Here is a 24,286-nt window from a genome sequence, read left to right as displayed (position 1 = left end):
CATGGTATATTTTGCTATAGTAAAAAAGAAGATATAAAAAAGGAGATGGACGTTAGACATGGCAGAAAAAGTACAGATTGGAAAATCCGAATTATATGTTAATCCTATTGGACTTGGAACAAACGCTGTAGGAGGACATAACTTATATCCTAACCTAAACGAAGAAGTCGGCAAAGACCTTGTTCATAAGGCGCTAGATAATGGCATAAACCTCCTTGATACAGCGTTCATTTATGGTCCAAAACGTTCTGAAGAACTAATTGGTGAAGTGCTAAAAGAACGTGGAAATCGTGAAGAAGCGGTTATCGCCACAAAAGGAGCACATAAAATTGTTGGAGATGAGGTACTGCTAGACAACTCTCCTGCGTTTTTAAAACAGTCAGTTGAAGATAGCTTAAAACGCCTTCAAACAGATTATATCGATTTGTATTATATTCATTTCCCAGACAAAAACACACCAAAAGACGAAGCGGTTGGTGCGTTAAAAGAACTAAAAGATGAAGGTAAGATCCGTTCCATTGGCGTATCAAACTTCTCGTTAGATCAGTTAAAAGAAGCAAATAAAGATGGTTATGTAGACGTGGTACAAGGCCAATATAACTTAATTCAGCGAGAAGCAGAAAACGATATTTTACCTTATACGGCTGCAAACCGCATTTCATTTATTCCATACTTCCCGCTAGCTGCTGGTTTACTTGCTGGGAAATACGATAAAAACACAAAGTTTAATGACCTGCGCGAAGATATGCCTCATTTTATCGGGGAAGCATTTCAGCAAAATCTAGAAAAAGTAGAGCGTCTTCGTCAAATCTCTAGCGCAAAAGGCGTAGAAGTAGCTCATCTTGTTCTGGCTTGGTACTTAACGCGCGATTCAATTGATGTATTAATTCCAGGGGCAAAACGCTCTGAACAAGTACTTGATAACTTAAAAACACTAGATGTTCAGCTCACTTCTTCCGAAATTAAAGACATTGATCATATTTTTAAATAATATCAAAAGAGGCTCGGACAAAATAGCTGAAGGGAAATCCGAACAATCAATCGAAACGATTGATTGTTCGGTTTTTTTATTATTATGGTGAACGTAGGTTTCATACGTTTAACTGCTTCTAGCTGTTGATTGGAGGGCAAGACGAAGACTCCTGCGGGAAAAGCGGAAGGGGTGAGACCCCACAGGAGCGTCAGCGACGAGGAGGCTCACCAGCCGCCCGAGGAAAGCGAAGTCTTGCACGGAAATCAACAGCGGTGTCACAAGCGTTTCAGCTTCATATATCCAATTTGTTCGTTTTCAGATTGGATTAATGTAGTTATGTCTCACCTCTTTTTCTATATCCTTCCGCTGGCTAATAGAACAAAAGCCGTAAAGAAGAACCCCATCTGTACAAAGCTTGTTACGTATTCTTTTGTTTCTTGTTTATATTTCCATTCATCTATACTTTTCAGCAAAATATTCACGACTAAGAATAGGAAAGATACGATATAAGTCTCTACAACCATAAAAATCATATCCAATATCAGAAAAAGAACAAAAGCTACCATTACATATTTGTCCCAACGTTCTAAAGCTAGACTTTCATACTCATATTTGCCCCAAAATTTGCTGCGAGGTATATCAAGCACTTTTCTTAAAATAAAATCTACTACGACTGCTGCTGCAACTAGCATGATTAATATATACATCGTCATCTCTCCTTCCTTTTTATGGTATCATTTCAGCTCGTTTCTGTTAAGGTCTCAGCTACAAAGTGCTTAAACTGCTTTATTTCTTCTGTTTCGCCTTTTGTTACGATATACGTGTGTGAAGAAGGCCGAATAATTTTTTGCTGTGAAATTATGCTTAACGTTTGATTTTCAACTTCCTTTTTCACCATAGAAAATGGCAAATAAGATACGCCTAAACCTTCTTCAATAAAGCGTTTTGTAATTTCTACTTGCGTCACAGGAAGCAGCTGAATGTGAGGATAACAAGCCTTGAGTTGAAGGAGTAAATCTTCCCAATAAACAGGATGATTATTCGTAAGCAGCCGGTAGGAAGATAACAGCTCCTGTTCCGTACGTGCTCCTACAGAAAACGGGGCCACTAAGACTGCTTTTTCTTTATGAATTAACTCATAAAAAACGTCTGCCTGACCCGGAAGCATCCTTGTTAATCCAACATCTGATTTTCTGTCGCTGATGTCTTTTCCCACCTGAAACGAATTTGTGATATTAACCGTGACTTCAATATGGGGATATCTCTCTACAAATTGTTTGATTAGACTCGGCAAAATCGATGCTGCTATTTGAGGAGCAGCGGATATAGTCAATTTTCGGTTATATCCTTGCTTCCATAACTTAAAATCCCCTACTCCTTCCTCATATGCTCCCACCATTTTTTGAGCATGAGGCAAAAAAAAGCGTCCTGCCTCAGTCAGCGCGATATATTTACCTTTTTTTTCAAAAAGCTCATCCCCTAATTCTTGCTGCAGTCGCTGAATATGCTTTGATACAGCAGGCTGCGTTAAAAATAAATCTTCAGACGCTTGTCTGAAATTTTCATAAGAAGCCGCTATGATGAATGTTTTTAGCCATTTGATCTCCATTTTCTTCTCTCCATCTCTTTCTATTCATAACAAACTGGAATCAATACTGCTTATTTTTGTTTATTTTCTTTTCTATCAAACTTCTATACGATATATGTATCTCCATATTACCAAATAAAGGAGCTGTAAAAATGAAAAATAACGTTAAAGAAAAATTTAATGCTCATGCTTCTCAGTATGATGAGCAGCGCCGCAAACTCATTCCTTGCTTTTTTGATTTTTATTCTATTCCCGTTTCTCTTCTTCACTTTTCAAAAAAGCCTCTTCGCATACTTGATATTGGAGCAGGTACAGGCTTGTTTTCTTCTTTTATTAAAGAAAAGTACCCAGATGCGCATTTCACGTTGATTGACGTCTCAGATCAAATGCTTGAAAAAGCAAAGGAACGCTTTAAAAATGAACAGCATATAGAATTTATCGTATCAGATATAACAAACTACAAATTTGAGCACTCATTTGACATTGTGATTTCTTCACTTGCTATCCATCATTTAGAAGACAAACGAAAACACAAGCTGTATGAACAAATTTATGATTTGCTGCATACAGGAGGAATATTTATTAATGCTGATCAAGTATTAGGCCATTCTTCTATTATTGAAGAGTTATATAAAAAAGACTGGAGCGAACGAATTGCCGCAAGCGGGTTAACTCATGAGCAAATTGAGGCTGCTCATGAACGTACGAAGTTAGATAAAATGGCAACCCTACATGATCAGTTAAATTGGTTAACAGCAAGCGGGTTCAGCACAGTGGATTGCATTTATAAATTTTTTAATTTTGTTGTAATGTATGCTCAAAAATAACGATTTAAAAACTACTTGTCTCTTTGCAAGTAGTTTTTTTACTCTCTCCCTCCTTATATTCGAATAAGAATATTTATCTATTTCCACAAAACTACGCATACTTCTTTTCCAGTTTCGTATATCTAATAATAGCTTCGTTCTCCTTAACTTTTAATTTTTTTGTACATAAAACCCATATAAAGTATTTTTATACTATTTTATGTCTTTTTATGGTATAAAAAATACAAATATGTTACAATACGATTACAAAACAATCTGTATAACGCTTTCATTTCTTTACACGTAAATGAAGAACTGGAAAGGATGTGATGCTTATGTAAATATGAATCCCCTAGATTAGTAAACTTATATTCCTAAAGTTGTACAAAGCATCAAGAAAAACTTAGTTATTCTTATTATTATAAATTCCCGCTAGTAAAGTCTTTCTACTTAATGATTTCCTTATTAAGCGCATACATACAGGCATAGAAAATGCAGCTATTCGTCTTTTATTTTATTAGTGAAGAATTTATAGCACCGCCGCACCATACGTTTTTCATTAATGCAGCCTAAGGAGGCGCACCACATGGCAAATAGAATATCAAGAACAACAATCGTACTCATAGCGGCTATTTTAGCTCTAGCCTGCTTATTTGTAGGAGTCCCAAAAACAGAAGCTGCTTCAACACCATCTCATTTAATTATGATTAACAAAGCGACGAATAAACTCGCTTATTACCAAAATGGTTCACTTGTCCGAACGTTTTCGGTAGCAACAGGACGCACGCAGTCTCTTACACCAGAAGGCCATTTCAAAGTGGTGAATAAAATTGTCAATCGCCCTTATTACAAAGGGAACATTCCTGGTGGAGATCCTAGAAATCCCCTTGGCAATCGCTGGCTAGGCCTAAATGCGAGAGGTACATACGGCACGACGTATGCTATTCACGGAAATAATAATCCTGCTTCCATCGGCAAATATGTAAGCAGCGGATGCGTTCGTATGTACGATGAAGAAGTAGAATGGTTATTTAGTAAAGTGACCGTCGGTACACCAGTGGTGATTACAACTTCTTCTAAATCATTTAACGACATTGCAGCAGCAAACGGGTACAACGTTTCTGGAAACTCAGGTTCTGCTCCAGCTCCTTCTACAGGAACTGTTTTAAAGAAAGGAAGCAAAGGAAATGCAGTTAAAGAACTTCAGCAGAAACTAACTTCACTTGGCTATAATACAAAAGGTACGGATGGTGTGTTCGGTGCCAATACAGATTCAGCTGTTCGTAAGTTCCAAAAAGACCACGGCTTAACGGCTGACGGCATTGTTGGCCCATCAACATATAAAGCTTTAGGAAGTTCAGGAACGAACCCGAACCCGACGACACCAACAAATCCAACAAAGCCAACAAATCCACCAGCAGATACAACAATTAACACAAAACAAACGCTTAAAAAAGGAAGCAAAGGCAGCAATGTTCAAGCCCTTCAAAAGAAATTAACGGCGCTTGGCTATGATACAAAAGGCACGGACGGTATTTTCGGTGCTAATACGGAATCAGCTGTACGTAATTTTCAAAAAGACAATAAGCTAGCAGCTGACGGCATTGCCGGACCTAATACTTTAACTGCTATTTCTAAACGCTAATAGAGCCTGAAATCAGGCTCTGTTTTTTTATTGATAAACCTTTTTTATATTGACCTCCCTTGACTCCTTAATGAACCAGTACGCCGTCTTTCTTTTCTACAACATATTTGATCAACTGATAGACCGTTCTCATAAGAATTTGCTGCTGATAGATATCATTTTTGGCAGGAATTACGTTTTCTATTAGTCTGCTATATTTGTAGGCTTGATCGTCTTCTTTTTGTTTATAAAGAGCGACCCAGTCATTACGGGAATTTTCAAGCAGCTGTTCGTTAAAATAGGAATAAATGACGGTTGCGAACTCACCTGCCAATTCTTGAATAACCTGCTGTCGGTCGGTGACCGAATGATAAGTACTTGACCACCCAGACGGCTGGCTTAGAAAATGCTCGTAGACAGATGAAATAAAAGCGGACGCAATGACTGGCACCGGCCCTTCATGCTCTCCTAAGGAAATGTTCAAACATGTTTCTCTATCCATATAAGGAATGTTCAGCGACTCCATCGCTTCATAAAAAGCCTGAGAGACAGTCAAATTTAAATAAATAGGATGCAGCTCTTGCTGCTTTTTTCTCGTTTCTGATACTAAAGCTGCCTTTAAGTCTTTATACAGAAGATGACTCTCTTTGGATTCCTCGTGTACACATTCTAAAATAGACGTATTCCCTACTGTTAAATAGTAGTGAAGCTGCTTTTTCATAAGAGGTGAAACGCTTTTAAGCGCATAATCTATCATTTTAGCCATGGCATGTTTTTTAGCATAATCCGTACGGCAGCTTGGAGAGGTAAGCAAATCTCCGTGTGTAACACAAACGTTTACCTTAGCACCGTGACCATGTACGATGAGCTGTTGAAGAAATTGAATATTTAATTGTTTAAGTCCATGATGTACGTATAAAATAGAAGCTGCTTGTTTAAAAGAATCGTGGATGGTGCTCGTATATTCAAAACAAGCATGCTCGCAAATCGCTACTCCTTTTTTAAAAGAAAAAGGGCCGCAAACTTCAATTCTACGAAACAATGGATAAATAAGACGTCCGTTATTTTCTTCTTCTTCATTTGTTAGCGGACCAAAGGAAGACAGCTCTTTTGCTGTGAGACGGCAGGATATTGGCCAGTCGTCTTCTCCTATTTCCCATGTTCCCTCCTTGTATTCTTTCAACCGGGATTCAATTGCCAGAAGCATTTGCTCGGTAATTTTCCTACATTCAAGCCTCTTGTGCCATCCTTCTGCAAAATCTTTTCCTTCGTGATCAACAGCGTCTTTTACTATTTCACTTTCTCGTTTAATTGCATCTACAAATTGTTTGAATGAACTATTTTCATCACTCATTCTTAAAGGAATATCATCATTAAAATAACGGGCTTTGTATGGGATATCTCCCAAAAGAGCGCGCAGATTAAAAGAGGAATCTCCGTGTAATAATTCAAAGACCAAGTCATAATCCGTGCCTCCTTCAGCATACACTTCAGCGCTTCTTAGTAGGATATTCTCCAATTTCCTTTGCACTTCACTTCGCGTAAAAAAAGAGACAGCAGCTTCATAGTGTTGGGAATCCTTCACCTTATACGTAGCAGAACAAGCGCCTTTACTGCCTATTCCTAGAAAGCCACATTCCTTTTTTATACCAAGAAGCTGGCGGATTAAGGCTGTTTTGCCGCTTCCTTGTTCTCCGATTACATGAATGTACTCATACTCGCTGTCAATTTGCTCGCTCGTTCTTTTTTCAATATCGTTATAAAAAGCATTCACTACTCGTTCATCATATCTTGCTTTTGCTCTTCCTTTTGCAGTACTTGTCCAAAAATCCTGCACTCTCAGCAGTTCATTCATCTCTTCAACGAGAATGTCAATTTCATCGTGTTGCTCTGTATACATAAACCGTTTAACAAACGGGTGCGATCTTCCTCTTTCATCTTTTTTAAACGGATGCTGAAACATAATTGACCAGCCTTTTCGCATAGGAGATTGACAGGCTTTTGCACGAAAAACTTTCATTCATTTCCCCTTCTTTCCCTAACATTGTCCTATTTGAAATGTATGGCTTTTAAAGGGGGGATATGTCTATGATTTTCCTCTTTTTAGAAGGATTTTTCCTTCATTTATCGAAGTAATTAATTGAGGTGATGGGAGAATGTTGACAAAAATTGTGAAATGCAGCATACCGACTGATAAAAAAGCATCTTTTTCATATACGCAACAGCATTGGGCTGCTCTTGCACACGTGAATGGTTTCATTGGCCAATTAGGGGGTTGGAACGTGGAAGATGAAACAGATGCTTGTATTCTAGCTCTGTGGGAAGATGGAACAACTTATCAAGAATTCATGAAGCATACTCATGATTCTATTTTTTATAAAAGCAAGCAGGATCAAACATATACGAATTTGGACGTTTCAACATCAGATCCGTCCTACTTCATAGGAGCACGCTACAATTATTATCGAAGCAGCGCCATTGAAAGCCGTTATTTAGTAAAGACGGAAATTGAAGTCGATTTTTACGACAAAGAAGATATCTATGAGATGGTAAAAAGCTTGATAAATCCTTCTTATCGCTGTTTATCTCACGTTGTATCACCAATCGAGCACAGCAAGCTTGTCATTTTTTCATTATACGGATCTGCTTGTCCGCAAAAAACAATTGATACCTTTGTTCATCCAAATGTACTGAACGCGTCTCAATACATATATCAATTAGAGAAAAATTGGAACGTTCTTTCCAATTAAAAAATAGAAGCCTAGGCCCGACGCCAAAGCTTCTATTTTTTTATGATATAAACATCTTGGTTTTGTACGGTAATAACTTCCTCCGTCATTCCTACAAACAAACCGCTTTCTACTACGCCTGGGATCCTTATCAGCTGCTTTTCCAACTCAGCAGGATTTTCAATTTCTGAAAAATGGCAGTCTAGAATGTAATTTCCGTTATCGGTGATAAACGGCGTATGATCATCTAAAAGCCTAAGCTGCGGTACACAACCTGCACTGCGAATGTGCTTCGCAGTCATTTCCCAGCCAAAACGTATAACTTCAACAGGAAGAGGAAAAGCTCCTAGCGTCTTCACTATTTTCTTAGAATCTGCAATCACGATAAACCGCTTCGCTGCGTACGCAATCATTTTTTCTCGAAGCAGCGCGCCTCCTCCTCCTTTAATTAAAGAAAGTTCGCTATCTACTTCATCTGCTCCGTCAATTGCTATATCAATATATTCAACATCTGCTAAGGTAACAATGGGAATACCTAGTTTCCTTGCCAGCTCTTCTGTTTTTTGAGAAGTAGGAACCGCTTTGATGTGTAATCCATTTTTTACTCGTTCACCTAGTTTTACAATTGTATAATAAGCTGTTGAACCTGTCCCTAGTCCTACAATCATTCCATCTTCAACAAATTGTGCTGCTTTTTCACCAACTGCTTGTTTTTCAATCATACAAAGGCCTCCTTACTCATATTGTACCCGTTTACATAAAAAAGGAAAAGCATTATGAACCCTTACGTAAAAACTCAGCTGACTATTCAGCTGAGTTTTTTTGAAACTGTGTATTTAGAAGAATTTTTTCTACCCAATACTGCTGTTTTGTACTGTTTGTCTGTTCGCTGCTTTTTAGTTCAAACGTATAGTAAATATACTTGTCTGAATAATCATCATTCACATAAGCATGATAAATGCTATGCTTTCCATCTCTTGTTTGTTTTTTCACATAAATCGTTGCATTTTTACCTTTTAACATGTAATCAGGCTGAAACGCATCCATTTTATTTTGAGCTGCTTTGCTTTTTTTCTTAGAAAATAAAGCCGTTATTTTCCCAGCATTGTATGAATCATTTTCCTTCGTTGATGCTGTCCATACTTCACTTTCATCTTCACTGCTTTTATAAGAAGATTTATGAATAACATACTGAAGCGGAAACCACATCCTATATTGATTGGTATCCGAAGTAAATAATTCAAATCCATTGTCTGTTTGTTCATGATCGACCAAAAATGTACTCGTAAACTTATCTGCCTGCGCTTCACTTTTAAATTTCCCGCTTTGAAATAGCCAAATTCCTACGGCAATAACCAATGCTCCAGCTACTGATGCGACTTTTTTTCGATCCATTGTTTCCACACACCTTTTAATATCCCTTTAACTTTTGATAATACCATATTGACGTTTATATCGTCATAAGGAGAAATAACCAAAGGGTTATAAGAGCGCACATGCTAATTTAACTAGAAAAAATAAACTTTTTTACAATAGTAAATTTGATAACAGACGCTGAGCTAACAGCCGGTTAGCCTCATCGGGCTCTATCGTATACGTTAGTAGTTCTTGCTTTTCAGCTTTCGCTTTTATCAAACATTCACCCTTTGGAGAAAGAAGAGAAGTGGTGCTTTTTTGGTTCTCTAAGGCATAATTCACGCTTGCAAAGTAAATACCATTCTCCGTACTTCTTGCAATCATTGCATAATCATAAAACTTCGGATCTGGTACTTCACCAGTAAACTGTGGATGAAACACAATGCTTGCTCCTCTTACAGCAGCCCATCGGACAGTTTCAGGATAGCGCCATCCCTCATGGCAAATAACAATACCGAATTTCACGCCGTTTATTTCAAACAACTGGCGGCTGTTTCCAGGCTTATAACCAAATTGATCTTCTGCTGGATCAATTTGATTTTTAGTTTGATACCCTAATTCTTTTCCATTTTCATCAATTACAAAAGCAGTTAAATGCATACCAAGTTCGTCGCGCCATTCCAGTGGTAAAATTACGTTGAGCTTTAACTGTTTGGCAAGCAACTTAACTTTATAAAGCGTATTTTGTTGAATTTCGTGATTGTAGGCCTCAACTTCAAAACCCACTCCTCTAAGTCCCGGCACAATTGATTCTGGAAAACATACAAGGTTACACCCTTCTTCTGCTGCTTGTTTCATACAATTTTCTATCGTTTCTACACCCTCTGCGGCTGACTTTGGAAATCTCACTTGCGCTAACCCAATTTTCATTCATTGCTCCTCCACTTCCAATATCATAAAAAACTCATGCTACTAGCGTAACATGAGTTTTTTATCTTTACGTAAATAATTTAATTAGCATGCTAAGAAGAATACCTACCGCACTAAAGTCCGAATCTCCAAATGTTGTGCCTTTAAAACCTAACGACGCGAGAACAGGCAGTAAAATAGCCGGTAAAAAACTAATTAAGATTCCATTGGCAAATGACCCGACCACTGCTCCTCTTCTTCCCCCCGTCGCATTTCCAAATACTCCCGCAGCTGCTCCCGTAAAAAAGTGCGGAACGAGGCCCGGCACGATAATACTTAGACCAAATAGAGGCAAAAAGAACATTGAAATGAGACCAGCGATAAAGCTTGAAAAGAATCCAATGACCACTGCGTTAGGAGCAAACGGAAACACAGTTGGACAATCTAGAGCTGGAATGGCATTTGGTACCGCTTTGTCAGCAATTCCTTTAAATGCTGGTACAATTTCTGCTAAAAGCATACGAACACCCGCCAGCACGACATATACTCCTGCTGCAAAAGTGATTGCTTGAATTAGCGAGTACACAATAAAGTTTTGACCCCCGCTTAATTTTGTTTCGATAAATGCAGGGCCTGCAAAAAGTGCAACAATAATAAATAAAACGGTCATGGTCAGTGAGACAGAAACGGATGTATCCCGAAGAAATCCTAAGGATTGAGGAACTTTAATTTCTTCTGTTGTTTTTTCGCGATTTCCTACTCGCTTGCCGATAAACCCTGCTACTAAATAGCCTAAGGAACCAAAATGACCAACGGCAATATCGTTTGACCCTGTAATTTCACGCACATACGGCTGAAGCAGTGCAGGAAATAAAACCATTAAAATACCTAATAATAGTGCCCCGATCAAAACCAAAGGTGCTCCCGTTAACCCGCCGGTAGATAAAATTGCTGCAATCAAACAAGCCATAAACATGGTGTGATGCCCAGTTAAAAAGATATACTTAAATTTCGTGATGCGCGCGATAATGATATTTACAATCATACCTAAAAGCATAATCATCGCTGTTTCTGTACCAAACGTTTGTTGAGCTACAGCTACAATTGCTTCATTATTAGGAATGATGCCTTCAACGGAAAACGCTTTATTAAACATTTTTCCAAACGCTTCAAGTGAAGCAATTAATATATTAGCTCCCGCTCCTAATATAAGAAAACCCATAATTGTTTTTAAGGTGCCTGATACAATATCTGCACTTTTTTTCTTTTGAAGCAACAAACCGATTAGTGCAAACAACCCTACTAGAATAGCGGGTGTTCCTAATATATCTTTCATAATTAAATCAAACATGGCTTACGCCTCCACGAAGTATTTTTGCAGTGCTCCTTTAATTTCCGCTTGATTTAAAATGTTTTGCAGTGCCACGACCGTGCGATTGCCATCATCCAATTGATTTACAATATCTGCAGATCCTAAATAGATATCTGCCTGCTCCGTTTTACTAGTTGTTAAATCCGTATGAGATACCTGTGCTTCAACACCAAGCTCTACTAAAATTTTCTTTACATTCATTTCCACAATAAAACTGCTTCCTAAACCGTTTCCGCATACAACTAAAATCTTTTTCATTTTTTATCTCTCCTTTTAATTTGAGTAAGCTTCAATTAATGCAAGCATTTCTTGTTTTGTATTCATAGCAATAAGCTTGTCAATATTATCGTTTTCAGATAGCATCATTGAAAGCTGTGACAGTGCTTTTAAGTGGGTTTCATTATCAGTAGCAGCAAGTACGATAATAAGCTGCGCTCCGTGCTGTTTTTCAGTAGAAAAATAGACCGGCTCCTTTAAACGAAGCATGCTCATACCCACACGATTTACCCCGTGTTCCGGCCTTGCATGAGGGAGCGCCACTTTTGGCGCAATAACAATATAAGGGCCTAACTGTTCTACACTTTTGATCATTGCTTCTACATAAGAAGGTTCAATATATTCATAGTTCAACAAAGGCTTGGCAGCCAGCCTAACAGCTGATTTCCAATCATCTGCTGAATCTGTAAGCTGCAAGAATGGCTCTTGCAATACTTCATGCAACATTGGCTTTTTATCCTCTCTTACCATTTTTTTAGATTGCTGTATCACTAGTTTTAAATTAGCTAACAGAGCTGGTTCATCCTGAATATTTGCATGCTGCTTAATAATACCCATGATGGCTTGAGTGGTTAGCTGAGAAGAAGCTGGTTCAACTAAGTCGATTAACCGCTGCTTTTCATCATCCGTTAAAATAGGATTCACAAGCATCACATTCATTCGCTTTTTTAATGGCGTAGTTGTAATAACTAAATCATAGGTTTCTTTAAACTGCTCATAATCTCTTACCGTCATTGGCCCTATCAATTCAGCATCTGTTAACAGTTGTTCAAGCTGATACTGAAGCATACGGGACGTTCCAATTCCATTGGCACAAACAATAACAATACGCTTTTGTTTTTGCCTTCCCTCTTGTTTTTTCATCCATCCTCCGAAATGAAGAGCAAAATAAGAAATTTCGTCTTCATTAATACGTGTTTGAAGGCTGTTTTCCAAAGGAAGCAACGCTTTTTTTGTCAGTTCCACTATATCCTGATACTTTGTTTGAATAGCCGAAAGCATAGGGTTAGGGAGGTGAATATTATAGAGAAGCCTGTAATAAGCCGTCTTCAAATGAATATATAAATTTTGTTCAAGACGATTTCGATCTTCAAATACCACACAAGCATATGCTTGAAACCGTGATACCATTTCTTTTACAATGCTTCTCATCCAATCATCACTATCTGCTTGATTTACTACATTTACTTTTGCACTTAGTAAAACTGTGGCCAGATAATGTTTTTCGTGAGGTGGAAAATCAAATCCTAAAACGCTTTCAATTTCTTGGAGCGCTTTGTACTGCCTGGTTTTTTCTAATTCATCTTTTCTAGTAATCAGGGCGTCTACATAGCGCTTGCCTCCAATACGCTGAATACAGCACGTGAGCATATAGGCTAATTGCGTCAGCATCTTGTCTGTAAACGCCATTCCCAGTTTATCTTCACACTCTACAAGCCAGTGATAAATCATTGAATATTCGTAATCTGCTTTCATGACCCTTTTCAACAACTCTTCTTGATGTTGACTTAATAATTCTGTGATGTGTATATAAAGCAAATTTCGAATGTCGCTTTCAGATCCTTTTACTTCGTACCCATCTTTATAGCTATATGTCAAAGATATGCCTTTCTTTACCCACTTGTTTTTTAAGTCTTTAATATCTTGTAAGACAGTATTGCGACTAACTTCTGTTTCATCCATGAGCTGCTGAGTTCCGATTTTCCCGCCTCGAAGTATACACATCAAAGCAACGTATATTTGCCGGTCCTCAACTGATAAGTAAGCAGATGGCATAACATGAGAAATTTGTTTAGCAACTTGGTCCTTTACTTGATCGTTTAGAAAAAAGCCTTTCCCATATGTGTACTGAACAAACTCTAATTCTTGTTGACACAGCCAATCGTTAATTTTCTCAATATCATAATAGATAGTACGCCTTGACACTTGAAACTGCTTCATTAACTCTTGTACTGATATAAATGTTGCGGCTTGAAGTAAAACTTGCAATACGGCCGTACTGCGTTTGTCTAACAAATGAATCACCTTCAGTCCAATTCGTGCACAAATTGAAATACTTACTATGCTTTATGCTTTTACTATACTACGGGTCTTACAAAATGATTAGACCGAATTCACCCACATACATTGTGCAAAAAATGTACTCAACAAAAAAAGAAGTGCCGTATGCACTTCTTTTAAGACTTAATCTTTAGTCGGCTGTTCCATTGCTTCTCCGATGGCTTTTTTTAAATGTCCGTCATGTTTATCAAGCAGCCGATGCACCTCATCACCTTCTGTAGAAGTAAGAAGCGCAAGAATGGCGGCTTTTGGCGTTTTGTATGTTTGTAAACTTTCCGCTGCCTCCTCTGGTGAGACGCCTGTTAGTTCCGCAATAATATTTTTAGCACGCTGTACAAGTTTATCATTAGTCGGCTGTACGTCTACCATTAGATTGCTGTAGACTTTACCAATTTGAATCATAGAAGCGGTCGTCAGCATATTAAGAACAAGCTTTTGAGCAGTTCCGGCTTTCATTCTTGTTGAACCTGTGACAACTTCCGGCCCTGATTCTGCTACTATTGCATATTTTGCTTCTTGTTCCATAGGTGATTGAGGAGAATTTACAACACAGCCCGTTACTGCCCCCAGGCTGTTTGCATACGCAAGCGCTGAGAGTGTATAAGGAGTTCTTCCGCTTGCAGCTATACCTACAAGAATATCTTTATTTGATAAATTAATCGCTTTCAAATCTTCTATCGCTTGTTTCTTATTATCTTCTGCTCCTTCTAACGCATGACGAAGCGCTTTGTCTCCCCCGGCTATGATCCCAATTACTTGTTCGGCAGGTGTACCGAATGTTGGTACACCTTCAGATGCATCTAATACACCTAGCCGCCCGCTTGTACCTGCTCCGATATAAATAAGACGTCCGCCTTGTTTAAAAGCACTGACAATTTCATCTACTAACAGAGCAATAACAGGCAGCACTTTATTGATCGCCTGAGGCACTTGATGATCTTCTTCATTAATTTTTTTTACAATTTCCAGACTTGATAATTCATCAATGTTTAAGGTTTGCGGATTGCGTTTTTCTGTTAAGATATGATTTAAGTTCACTGTGATCCCCTGCCTTTTCCACCATCATTTTTTCTCTATTTATACTCTTTCATGAACAGCTGATAAGCTCCTTTAGCAGATGATACTCGCTGTGTTGCCCACTGGATATGCTTTATTTCTTTTTCACATGCTTTTTTATAAACATCAAACACTTCTGGAACTTCCGTTAAAATGCTGCCTTTGCATGACAGCAAGCAGCTCCCTTCAAACCGCTGTTTCTTATATAAATGAAGAGTCATGTTTGCAAGGTTCTTTCCAGCCTGTTGAAGAATGTCACTTGCTTCTTGTTTATGGTTTCTCGCTTGATTTACAACAAGCGGAGTGAGTGAAGCAACTTCTGATTTAGGAGATGAATAGACAAACTTTTTTATATCGTGTATGGTATCTGCTTTTACATGTTGCAAGATTGTCTGACTAAGGCTGCTGTAAGGACGGCTTTGATCATGCTCTTTCGTCAGCAATATCAGTGCTTGAAGACCAATCCAATATCCGCTTCCTTCATCTCCAAGAAGGTGTCCCCACCCTCCTCCGTATTCGTACACTCCGTCTTTTTTCCCAATGCTGACGGCTCCAGTACCTGCGATAGTTAAAATCCCGTCTTTTCCATGCAGTAGTGCTTCATGTGCAATCATGGCGTCATCATATAAACCTACTTCTACCTGATAACGATCATAAAAATATCTTTTTATTTCTTCTTTAGATAATGCTTTACTTCCAGCAAGCCCCAGTGAAATGCCTTTACATGTATGATCAGCAAGCGCAGCTTTGCACGCCGTAATACATTCATCAATATGAGTAATAGCCGTATTGTAATTAATGAGCAAATTGCCATAGCCGCTTTTTGAAGCAGCGAGCTCTTGACCATTTAAGCTGTAAGCAACGGCTTCTGTTTTTGTTCCCCCGCCGTCGATACCAATAATATAGTCCATTTTATCACCGCTCGCAAAAAGCAAATTTGTCCCATGGCTGCAGTTCATTTAGTAAAAAAATTTCCTCTTCTGCAATGCGTCCTACTACGTTTGTTTTACCTGAGTTCTCCATGTCTAACAGCGCAATTTGCAGCTCTCCTTTGTATTGTCCATAGAGTTCATTTTCTATTAAAATATCGCCTCTTCGAATGGAAGGAGTATGCGTAGGCTTGAATTCTTCTTTTTTATATTTTACTCGGCTTTGCGTAGAGCGAATTAAATAATCAGATACGTCTCCGCGGTAAAAATGAAACTCTTCCAGCACAATTTTTTTCTCAAGCTCGGTAATCGTATCATACAGGGTCACGTTAAAAGTAAAGCGCTCTTGCTGAACAACATCACGCAGCGCCTTCATCTCTTCTTCTGATGCATACGCATTCGCAATGATTGCACAATCAATTAATCCCGTTTTAAAAAGATGCTTAGCCTGCACGTCGATCGGAAGCGTGCGATGCATTTCAAGCGTACAAAGCCCTTCAGTAACAGGCCACGGTCCAAAAGTAGCGCTTGGTGAATTAATGAAGGCTGCTGTTTCAAGGTTATGTTCTTTAAACAATGCTGAACACTTCAAAAAGTGATCATACGACAATCCCGCATATCGATGAGGATAGAAGTTGTGCGACCCGAGCAGCTGCTTTCGATTCGGTCTGTAACTTAAAATATTATCCACATACTTCGTCGCATTACTCATGTTAATTTCAATTTTTAAGCCGTATGGATTAAAGGTCATAATGGACTCTTCATTTCCCGTATACCCTAGATCAAGACGAATAGCATAAGCCCCTAATTCGTAAAAAAAAGATAAGTCATCATAAGAAATGCCAAGCGCTCCAAATACGCGAGGAGCGATGTCCACTACTACTTCCATCTCTAGCTCATTGGCAAACTCAATGATTTCTTTAAAATTTGCCATTACTTTTTTCTGATCGCCTTCAACAGAAAGCAAGCACGTAAAAATGCGGGTAAATCCGTATTGATGCGCAAGTGCTATATACGCTTTATCTTTTTCGACAGTCGAATGTTCCGGGTAAATCGCAATACCTAGCTTTTTCATTGATTTTCGCCTTCTTTTTTAAATTTTTTAATAAGCTTAATCATATGTTCAATTAATTTTTGCTCTGAAATAGCCGTCATTAAATGATCTTGTGCGTGAATTAAAAGCAGCGACTTTTCAATTGTTTTTCCGTTCAATTCACGTTGAATAAGCGCAGTTTGCGTTTTATGAGCATGACTGAGCTCTTCTTGAGACTGCTTTAAAAGTTCGTCAGCTCTATTAAAGTCATAATCTTCAGCTGCTTCTAACGCTTCATATGCAAGTGACCTGGCATTTCCTCCGTATGCAATAAGTTCAAAAATTTCATTTTCTATATTTGCTGCTTCTGTCATTTCTTCCATCCCCTTTTTTATAGTGGTACAGGCGTAATGTTTCCTAATATTACAGGAGACAAGGCGCCGGTTGCGCTTGGTACATTGCTTGGATAACCTGAAAGTGTTTCATTTGCGAGCACCGCAAAAGCTACGGCTTCTTTTGCTTCTGAAGACATTCCTATTTCTTCTTGTGTATACACGCTGCAGCGTTTCCCGATCTGCGCTTTAATCATATTCATCAGCGTATTATTATAACTTCCGCCTCCTCCAATAATCACTTCGTCAATAGAATAGGCAGGAAAAATAAATGTTTCATAGTGATGTACAATGGATGATGCCGTGAACATAGTAATCGTAGCTAGCAGATCTTCCTTTTTATGTTTACTATAATTCTCTAGCAGTCTCTTTGTGTACTGTGTACCGAACAGTTCTCTTCCCGTCGATTTGGGAGGAGAAAGCTTCATGTAATCATGATTCATACAGTCTCCTAAAAGCTCTGAAATAATCTTTCCTTCAGCTGCTAAACGCCCATTTTCATCAAATGAAACATTAAAAAGCTGCTGACACGCTTCGTCTATCATCATATTTCCCGGCCCTGTATCAAAAGCTACTACGGGTATAGGAGATTTTTTTGGCGGAATCAACGTTACATTTCCAATACCTCCAACGTTTTGAAGCAGCCTTGTACGCTCATCGTGGCTGTACAAAATCCGTTCCGTGTGAGGAACTAACGGAGCACCTTGCCCCCCTGCTGCCATGTCCATCACCCTGAAGTTTGCTACTACCTTCGTTTTGGTTTCATAGGCAATAACAGCCGGCTCTCCAATTTGGAGTGTAGACATCACTGTACTTCCCGAAGCATAAGGCTGATGGTAAATGGTTTGACCATGCGATCCAATAACATCTATTTGTTCAAGAGAAAAGCGGGCTTCTTGGCACACTTTTTTCACTGCATCCGCAAATGCATAGCCAAGTTTAAAATTTAAGCTGCAGATCAGCTGTACATTTGAATGTTCAAAAGAAAGCGCCTGCTCAATTTCCTTTTTTAACTGAGGTGAAAACGGCACGGTAATAAAATGAAGAAGCTTAACTTTACTTTCATAGCCGCTTCCTTCAATTTGAACAAGAGCTGCATCAATTCCGTCGAGTGACGTTCCTGACATAAGTCCAACAGCATACATACTACGCGTTCACTTCCTTAAAAAAAGCAGGTAAATACTTGCGATGAGCTTGAAGCAGTTCATCTAAGACCGACTTAGCCAGCTCGTCACTTGGAACAAGCGGATTAATGCTGAGCGCAACCAGTGCTTTTTCATAAGATCCTGTAACCGCAGCTTCTGCTCCTATTCGTTCAAACGATTTAATTTGCTGCACAAGTCCATTAACTTCTACCGGAAGTTCACCGAAAGCGAGCGGTACTGGCCCTTGCTTTGTTACTACACAGTTTACTTCAACCGCAGATTCGTTTGGGAGCGAGGAAATAGCTCCATTGTTTTTTACATTTAATGTTTGAATATCGCCTTTATCGTTATAAATGGATGAAATTAAATTACATGCGGCATCGCTGTAATAAGCGCCCCCTCGTTTTTCCAGCTGCGGAGGCTTCATTTCTAGATTTGGATTTTTATAGAGTTCAAAAAGCTCGGCTTCTAATGCTTTTACCACTTCAGCGCGTGTTGTACCTGACTGAAAAGCCAGAAGCTCTTCTGCTAATATTTCTTTTGTTTTGTAGTAGTAGCGGTGATACGGACATAAAATCACGCCAAGAGCTTCCAAAAAGTCCGGTTGCCATGGAATAGGAGCTATGTTTCTCATTGTTACTTGAGAGTTTGGATCACTTAATCGCCGAATGACTTCTTGCGTTACTTCCTTTCCTTTTGCATACACATGCAGTCCATATACCAAGTGGTTTAACCCTGCAAATTCAATGTGAACATCTTCTTTTTCTACTTGAAGCAAGCCCGCGATGGAGGTTGTCATATGTACAGGCAGGTTACAAACTCCTACTACTTTAGAATGCTCTCCGTAGCGAAGCAGCGCCTCCGTTACCATACCTGCAGGATTTGTAAAATTAATAAGCCAGGCGTTTGGACAAACTTCGTGTATTTCCTCGGCAATTTTCAACAAAACCGGTATCGTTCGTAAGCCCTTAAATAATCCTCCCGCCCCGTTTGTCTCTTGACCAATCATTCCGTACTTAAGAGGGATGCGTTCATCTTGAATACGCGCATCAAGCTGACCTACTCTAAGCTGTGTCGTTACAAAATCAGCATTTATCAACGCCTTTTGTCGATCAAGCGTTAAATGAATTTTCATATCAACACCTGCTTTTTTGACCATTCTTTTCGCAAGTGCTCCTACAATTTCAAGTTTCTCTTTTCCTTCTTCAACATCTACAAGCCATAGCTCTCGAATTGGAAGCTCATCATATCGTTTAATAAACCCTTCGACCAATTCCGGTGTGTAGCTTGATCCTCCCCCAATTGTCACTACTTTCATTTTTTGCCCCTCCTTGTTAAAAAACGGCTAAATATGTAACGGCTGTGCACCCTATTCCAAGCAAAACAAAGCGTATACAAACGGCGGTTTTAGATAAAGTTGCGTTTGAAAGCCGAATGGAAATAAATGTTGTAAGCAGTGCTGCTGATAGGCTTGTAATGGCAAATAAACTATGCTGCGCTGGTAAACCAGCATACTGCAGCAGAGGTGTAAAAATAACGTTGCAAAGAACCATGGTTAGCAGAAATAAAAACACAGTTTTATATCGAAACCGCACAAACATTGACCCTCAACTCCTACTAAAGAGATAGAAGCCAAACAAGTTGGCTTCTCTTTCTTTACATTTGAACTGAACTATCAGATGGTGCAACCGTTGCTTCATCGCTTTTTTCCATTTCGACCATCTTTCGGTCGTACATTTTAAAGAACGGAAGATAAATGACAACAGAAATAGCAATATTGATAACGACTAGCACAACCGCCCGCCAGTCTCCTCCGGTCGATAGATAAGCTCCGATCGGCGCCGGGAGCGTCCAAGGAACCATTACGTAGGTTGGCGTAATAAGACCTGTCGCCGTTGCTGCGTATGAAATGATCGTTGTAATAATCGGGATAATGATAAATGGGATAATTAAAATAGGATTTAAGACAATTGGCAAACCGAAAATAATTGGTTCGTTAATATTAAAAACCGCCGGAATAAAAGATGTCCTAGAAAGCGCTTTCGAATATTTGGATTTTGAGAAAAACAGCATTGCTAAAGCAAGGCCCAGCGTCGCTCCAGATCCTCCGATCCAAACAAACCACTGAAAGAACGTTTCAGGTGCAATATACGGAAGTGTGGAAGCTCCGTCTGCTACCGCTTCAGCATTTTTGGCTAAATACACTTCCCATACAGGCCGTGCCACTGTCCCAACAACAGAGACGCCGTGAATACCAAATGACCAGAAAAACGTAATTAAGAAAACCGGTATTAATACTCCTGCTAAACTATCTCCAGCTTCCACAAGCGGAGCAACTAGTTTATCAACTAAATGGTGAAGATCGATACCTAAAACAATGGTAATAATCGTCATAAGTACAACAACAATCGCAACCGGAATTAGTGCTTCAAAAGACCTCGATACCGAAGGCGGCACTTGTTCCGGCATTTTTATGGTGACATTTTTTGCTTTACAAAACCTGAGAATTTCGACCGATAAAATCGATACAATCATCGTTACAAACAAACCGTGACCTCCAAGGTTTGTCATTGGAAGCATAAATCCTTCTTCTTCAATCAGCTTTGGAGTCACCGTAAGAAGTAGTGCAGCTACTGCAATTTGCGCTCCTGACAGCGGATCGAGATTATAGCTTTTGGACAAGTTATACCCTATCCCAAAGGCTATATATAAAGACATAATAAACATCGTTACGCGATACGGTATTAAAATATTGGCGCTGTTATCAGCTGCCCATTTTGCAATTGTGCTATCTTGCGGCACAGGCGGAAATGCTAAAATTAAGAAAAAACTTCCGATGATAATGAACGGCAAAGCGGAAATAACACCATCGCGAATGGCTTGAAGATGCCGCTGTTCCGATAACCTGGCCATAGGTCCTGATAAATTGTTCTCTAAAAATGACACAAATTTGCTCATATACCCTTTCCCCCTCTATATTCTCCCCTTGTGTAATAAACCCCTTATTTATTTAAAAAGCAGGAATACACCTGCTTTCCTCAGCTAACGAGCTGTTGAACCGTTTTATAAAGCGTCGGACCTCCAAGCGGCGTATAAGCCTGCGGCGGAATCGGCCCGCACGGAACAGAGGCTTTATCCGCTTCCGCTTTCACTGCGTTAAACCGGTGGCGAATCTGCGGTGCAACCATTACAACATCCCAGCCTTTTTGAATTTCCTCTGCCACTTCATTTGTCCCAATTGCCAGCACTTCCATATCCGTTCCGTGCTTTTGTGCTTCCGTTTTTAATGCTTTTACCACAATCGAACTTGACATTCCTCCAGAACATACAAACAATACCTTCATTTTCTCGTTTCCCCCTACCTCTTTATTTTTTGAATTACATTATGTGTATCGATTATGCGTTCAAACACTTGATTGCCTTTTTGAATACATAACCGTATAAACATCGCATCTACAACGGCTAACTGAGCAATACGAGCGCTCATCGTTCCAATTCGAATATGCTGTTCTTCTACTGAAATAGTCAGCAGAATATCAGCTAATCTAGAAGCTGGCGATGAGCCGTGCTGCGTTAGCAAAATAACCGCTGCTCCTTTATCTTTGGCTATTTGCATCAGTTCCACCACTTCTTTTGTTTGACCAGAAGTCGATACTACAAACAGCACATCATCTTTTGTCATGTTCGCAGCCATCACCATTTGAACATGACTGTCTAATGAAAACAGCGCTGAAATATCAATTCGAAGCAGTTTATACTGAGCATCTAGCGCAACTACAGATGATCCCCCTGCTCCGTATAAAAACACTCGCTTCGCTCCATGAATAGCTTCCGCGGCTGCATCAATTGCAGAAGAGCTCACTAAACGACTTGTGTTCATAAGTGCGCTCATACTTTTACTCATGACTTTTTCAAGCACGGCTTCGGTCTCGTCTTCAAAATTAACCGGAAGATTCGGCAGCTGCTCGTTATTCACCTTATGGGCATCTTTTGCTAATTCAATCTTTAATTCTTTAAAACTATTGATTCCTACACGCTGACAAAAACGAATAATCGTAGCTTCGCTGCACTGACACTGCTTAGCTAGCTGTTTGGTCGTTAAGTTCAACGTGGTCGTAGGATTTTCTAACACGTAATCAGCTACTCTTCCCTCAGCAGGACTGTAATGATTCATTTGTGCATCGATTAAAGTAAGTACGGAAAATTGGCGCATGAATTCCTCCATCGTTAAGTAACGTATTTCTAAAATATTCTTTAAATTACCATTATTATATTTTTTCTGAAGTTTAATTTCAATATTTTTCTGATATTTTTAAAACTTTATTTTATTTTTCAGAATATTTTATTAAAATCTATTGTGAATATAACGACCACATGCTATATTATGAAAGAAATTTTATCTCAACCAAAAAAGAAGGAGGAACGAACATGGATATTAAAAAATGTATAGGAGGCATCTTGTTTTTACTGCTGTTTTGTTCGAGCGCGTTACCTGCTAAAGCAGATGTACCTACCACGTATCAAAAACGGGAGCTTCGGGCCGCTTGGATTGCAAGCGTATACAATATTGACTGGCCTTCTCAGCCTGGTCTTCCGGTTGAGCAGCAGAAAAAAGAGTTTACTTATTTGCTAGATGAAGTAAAAAAGATGGGGATGAATGCTGTGGTGGTTCAAATTAAACCTACCGCTGATTCCTTTTATCCGTCGAAATATGGCCCGTGGTCAGAATATTTAACGGGTACACAAGGAAAAGATCCCGGCTACGATCCTCTAGCTTTTATGGTGGAGGAAGCACACAAGCGCAACTTAGAATTCCACGCATGGTTTAACCCTTATCGCATTACCATGAATCATACTGATTTAAACAAACTTGCCGATAATCATCCTGCCAAACAACATCCTGATTGGGTCGTCTCCTACGGAAAACAACTCTACTATAACCCAGGTATTCCAGAAGTAAAAAACTTTATTATTGAAGAAGTGCTCGAAGTCGTAAGAAACTATGATATTGATGCTGTTCATATGGACGACTACTTTTACCCTTACAAAATTGCAGGGCAAACGTTCCCAGATCAAAAAACATATGAAACCTACGGTGCTCAAACGTTTTCCAACATTGAAGACTGGCGACGAGACAATGTTAATCAGCTTGTTCGAGATTTAAATACGTCTATTAAAAAAACAAAATCATACGTGAAGTTTGGTATCAGTCCGTTCGGCGTGTGGAGAAACATCGCTAATGATCCAACTGGCTCTGAGACTACTGCTGGACAAACAAACTACGATGATTTGTATGCCGATACGCGTACGTGGATTCAAAATGGATACGTTGATTACATCACTCCGCAAATTTATTGGAATATCGGATTTGAACCCGCTGCTTACGATACGCTGCTCAACTGGTGGAGAGATGAAGTTCGTGGAAAGCCAGTTCACCTTTATATTGGACAAGCTGCTTACAAAATTAATAACAACGCGGTGGAAGCATGGTCTGATCCCGATGAGTATTCAAGACAAATTGCTCTGAATCACCAATTTCCAGAAGTACACGGGAGCATGCATTTTAGCCTGAAAGATTTGAACCGAAACCCACTAGGAATAAAAGACAAGCTGCAAAACGATATTTATAAACATCCTGCTCTTATTCCGTCAATGCCTTGGCTTGATGATACGGCCCCAAAAGCACCAAAATTAAAAAGCGCGGGCCCTCATACAAAAGAAGCAGCGTTTGAAATTCGAGATCATCAGCAGAATGATTCCGCATATTATGCCATTTATCGCTTCCAAGGCAATATACGAGGCGACATTAATAACGCAGAAAACTTGCTGACAACCGTTCGGAAAACAGGAGAAACACAATTGTTTGTAGATCAAAGCGCACTCAAAAATCAAACGTACACATATGTTGTAACCTCTGTTGACCGTTTGCATAACGAAAGTGCTGTTTCCCGCACGCTTACTGTAAAAGCATCTCATTAAAAAAGGTTCTATAGCAAAATGTATGGTAGGATAAAGAAATCAAATGATGCTTTATCAA

24 protein-coding genes are annotated in these 24,286 nt (G+C 39.2%); 5 read left to right on the top strand and 19 right to left on the bottom strand.

Going from position 1 to position 24,286, the window contains the following annotated elements:
• Positions 1-58: 58 nt before the first annotated feature.
• Complete coding sequence (locus BG04_RS16615) at positions 59-991, top strand: aldo/keto reductase (protein WP_016763291.1); 933 nt, start codon at positions 59-61, stop codon at positions 989-991.
• Between the two features lie 335 nt (positions 992-1,326).
• Here the strand turns inward: BG04_RS16615 and BG04_RS16610 are convergent, their stop codons facing one another.
• Both BG04_RS16610 and BG04_RS16605 read right to left on the bottom strand, forming a co-directional pair.
• Positions 1,327-1,680, bottom strand: coding sequence for a DUF4181 domain-containing protein (locus BG04_RS16610; RefSeq protein ID WP_034653938.1), 354 nt, complete (start codon positions 1,678-1,680; stop codon positions 1,327-1,329).
• Positions 1,681-1,712: 32 nt separating this feature from the next.
• Positions 1,713-2,582 (bottom strand): LysR family transcriptional regulator, encoded by an 870-nt coding sequence (locus tag BG04_RS16605; protein WP_034653940.1) that lies wholly within the window; start codon positions 2,580-2,582, stop codon positions 1,713-1,715.
• 131 nt (positions 2,583-2,713) lie between these two features.
• On the opposite strand from BG04_RS16605, the gene BG04_RS16600 reads away from it, so the two are divergent.
• Together BG04_RS16600 and BG04_RS16595 are read left to right on the top strand one after the other, a co-directional pair.
• Positions 2,714-3,388: a class I SAM-dependent methyltransferase gene (locus tag BG04_RS16600; RefSeq protein ID WP_034653942.1), complete on the top strand. Its 675-nt coding sequence runs from the start codon at positions 2,714-2,716 to the stop codon at positions 3,386-3,388.
• A gap of 565 nt (positions 3,389-3,953) precedes the next feature.
• Positions 3,954-5,012 (top strand): L,D-transpeptidase family protein, encoded by a 1,059-nt coding sequence (locus BG04_RS16595; RefSeq protein ID WP_034653944.1) that lies wholly within the window; start codon positions 3,954-3,956, stop codon positions 5,010-5,012.
• 67 nt (positions 5,013-5,079) lie between these two features.
• Here BG04_RS16595 and BG04_RS16590 read toward each other — a convergent pair whose 3' ends face one another.
• Positions 5,080-7,011 carry a hypothetical protein gene (locus tag BG04_RS16590; protein ID WP_034653946.1) on the bottom strand — a complete coding sequence of 644 codons (1,932 nt, stop codon included), beginning with the start codon at positions 7,009-7,011 and terminating at the stop codon, positions 5,080-5,082.
• Positions 7,012-7,147: 136 nt separating this feature from the next.
• On the opposite strand from BG04_RS16590, the gene BG04_RS16585 reads away from it, so the two are divergent.
• Positions 7,148-7,741 carry a YdbC family protein gene (locus BG04_RS16585; protein ID WP_034653949.1) on the top strand — a complete coding sequence of 198 codons (594 nt, stop codon included), beginning with the start codon at positions 7,148-7,150 and terminating at the stop codon, positions 7,739-7,741.
• 32 nt (positions 7,742-7,773) lie between these two features.
• Here BG04_RS16585 and rpiA read toward each other — a convergent pair whose 3' ends face one another.
• The 16 genes from rpiA to BG04_RS16505 form a co-directional block, all read right to left on the bottom strand.
• The gene (gene rpiA / locus BG04_RS16580) at positions 7,774-8,442 is read right to left on the bottom strand and encodes a ribose-5-phosphate isomerase RpiA (protein ID WP_034653951.1); all 669 of its coding nucleotides are present in this window, start codon (positions 8,440-8,442) and stop codon (positions 7,774-7,776) included.
• Positions 8,443-8,524: 82 nt separating this feature from the next.
• Entirely contained in the window at positions 8,525-9,115 is a 591-nt protein-coding gene (locus BG04_RS16575; protein WP_028407704.1) for a hypothetical protein, read from the bottom strand.
• A gap of 132 nt (positions 9,116-9,247) precedes the next feature.
• Entirely contained in the window at positions 9,248-10,006 is a 759-nt protein-coding gene (locus tag BG04_RS16570) for a carbon-nitrogen hydrolase family protein (protein WP_034653953.1), read from the bottom strand.
• 67 nt (positions 10,007-10,073) lie between these two features.
• Positions 10,074-11,336 (bottom strand): PTS ascorbate transporter subunit IIC, encoded by a 1,263-nt coding sequence (locus BG04_RS16565; protein WP_034653955.1) that lies wholly within the window; start codon positions 11,334-11,336, stop codon positions 10,074-10,076.
• A gap of 3 nt (positions 11,337-11,339) precedes the next feature.
• Entirely contained in the window at positions 11,340-11,615 is a 276-nt protein-coding gene (locus BG04_RS16560) for a PTS sugar transporter subunit IIB (protein WP_034653957.1), read from the bottom strand.
• Positions 11,616-11,630: 15 nt separating this feature from the next.
• A complete protein-coding gene (locus BG04_RS16555; RefSeq protein WP_233335022.1) occupies positions 11,631-13,658 on the bottom strand; it encodes a BglG family transcription antiterminator in 2,028 nt (675 codons plus the stop codon).
• Between the two features lie 159 nt (positions 13,659-13,817).
• Positions 13,818-14,732, bottom strand: a complete 915-nt coding sequence (gene murQ / locus BG04_RS16550; RefSeq protein ID WP_034653961.1) for an N-acetylmuramic acid 6-phosphate etherase — start codon at positions 14,730-14,732, stop codon at positions 13,818-13,820.
• 35 nt (positions 14,733-14,767) lie between these two features.
• Entirely contained in the window at positions 14,768-15,661 is an 894-nt protein-coding gene (locus BG04_RS16545; protein ID WP_034653962.1) for a BadF/BadG/BcrA/BcrD ATPase family protein, read from the bottom strand.
• A gap of 4 nt (positions 15,662-15,665) precedes the next feature.
• The gene (locus BG04_RS16540) at positions 15,666-16,754 is read right to left on the bottom strand and encodes a DUF871 domain-containing protein (RefSeq protein WP_034653965.1); all 1,089 of its coding nucleotides are present in this window, start codon (positions 16,752-16,754) and stop codon (positions 15,666-15,668) included.
• Positions 16,751-17,086 (bottom strand): PTS lactose/cellobiose transporter subunit IIA, encoded by a 336-nt coding sequence (locus BG04_RS16535; RefSeq protein ID WP_034653967.1) that lies wholly within the window; start codon positions 17,084-17,086, stop codon positions 16,751-16,753. The genes BG04_RS16540 and BG04_RS16535 overlap by 4 nt, the downstream gene beginning before the upstream one ends.
• 17 nt (positions 17,087-17,103) lie before the next feature.
• Positions 17,104-18,249, bottom strand: coding sequence for an anhydro-N-acetylmuramic acid kinase AnmK (gene anmK / locus BG04_RS16530; RefSeq protein WP_016763276.1), 1,146 nt, complete (start codon positions 18,247-18,249; stop codon positions 17,104-17,106).
• 1 nt (position 18,250) lies between these two features.
• Positions 18,251-19,567, bottom strand: coding sequence for a 6-phospho-beta-glucosidase (locus tag BG04_RS16525; protein ID WP_034653969.1), 1,317 nt, complete (start codon positions 19,565-19,567; stop codon positions 18,251-18,253).
• A gap of 16 nt (positions 19,568-19,583) precedes the next feature.
• Positions 19,584-19,850 (bottom strand): hypothetical protein, encoded by a 267-nt coding sequence (locus BG04_RS16520; RefSeq protein WP_034653971.1) that lies wholly within the window; start codon positions 19,848-19,850, stop codon positions 19,584-19,586.
• A 55-nt stretch (positions 19,851-19,905) separates the two neighbouring features.
• The gene (locus BG04_RS16515; protein ID WP_013082024.1) at positions 19,906-21,207 is read right to left on the bottom strand and encodes a PTS sugar transporter subunit IIC; all 1,302 of its coding nucleotides are present in this window, start codon (positions 21,205-21,207) and stop codon (positions 19,906-19,908) included.
• Between the two features lie 80 nt (positions 21,208-21,287).
• Complete coding sequence (locus BG04_RS16510) at positions 21,288-21,593, bottom strand: PTS sugar transporter subunit IIB (RefSeq protein ID WP_013082023.1); 306 nt, start codon at positions 21,591-21,593, stop codon at positions 21,288-21,290.
• A gap of 14 nt (positions 21,594-21,607) precedes the next feature.
• Positions 21,608-22,462, bottom strand: coding sequence for a MurR/RpiR family transcriptional regulator (locus BG04_RS16505; RefSeq protein WP_034653973.1), 855 nt, complete (start codon positions 22,460-22,462; stop codon positions 21,608-21,610).
• A 215-nt stretch (positions 22,463-22,677) separates the two neighbouring features.
• On the opposite strand from BG04_RS16505, the gene BG04_RS16500 reads away from it, so the two are divergent.
• Positions 22,678-24,228: a glycoside hydrolase family 10-like protein gene (locus BG04_RS16500; RefSeq protein WP_034653975.1), complete on the top strand. Its 1,551-nt coding sequence runs from the start codon at positions 22,678-22,680 to the stop codon at positions 24,226-24,228.
• Positions 24,229-24,286 lie beyond the last annotated feature (58 nt).

This window comes from Priestia megaterium NBRC 15308 = ATCC 14581 (genome assembly GCF_000832985.1).
GTDB lineage: Bacteria > Bacillota > Bacilli > Bacillales > Bacillaceae_H > Priestia > Priestia megaterium.
Note: the sequence above shows the minus strand (reverse complement) of the source record. Positions and strands in the feature narration are given on the sequence as shown.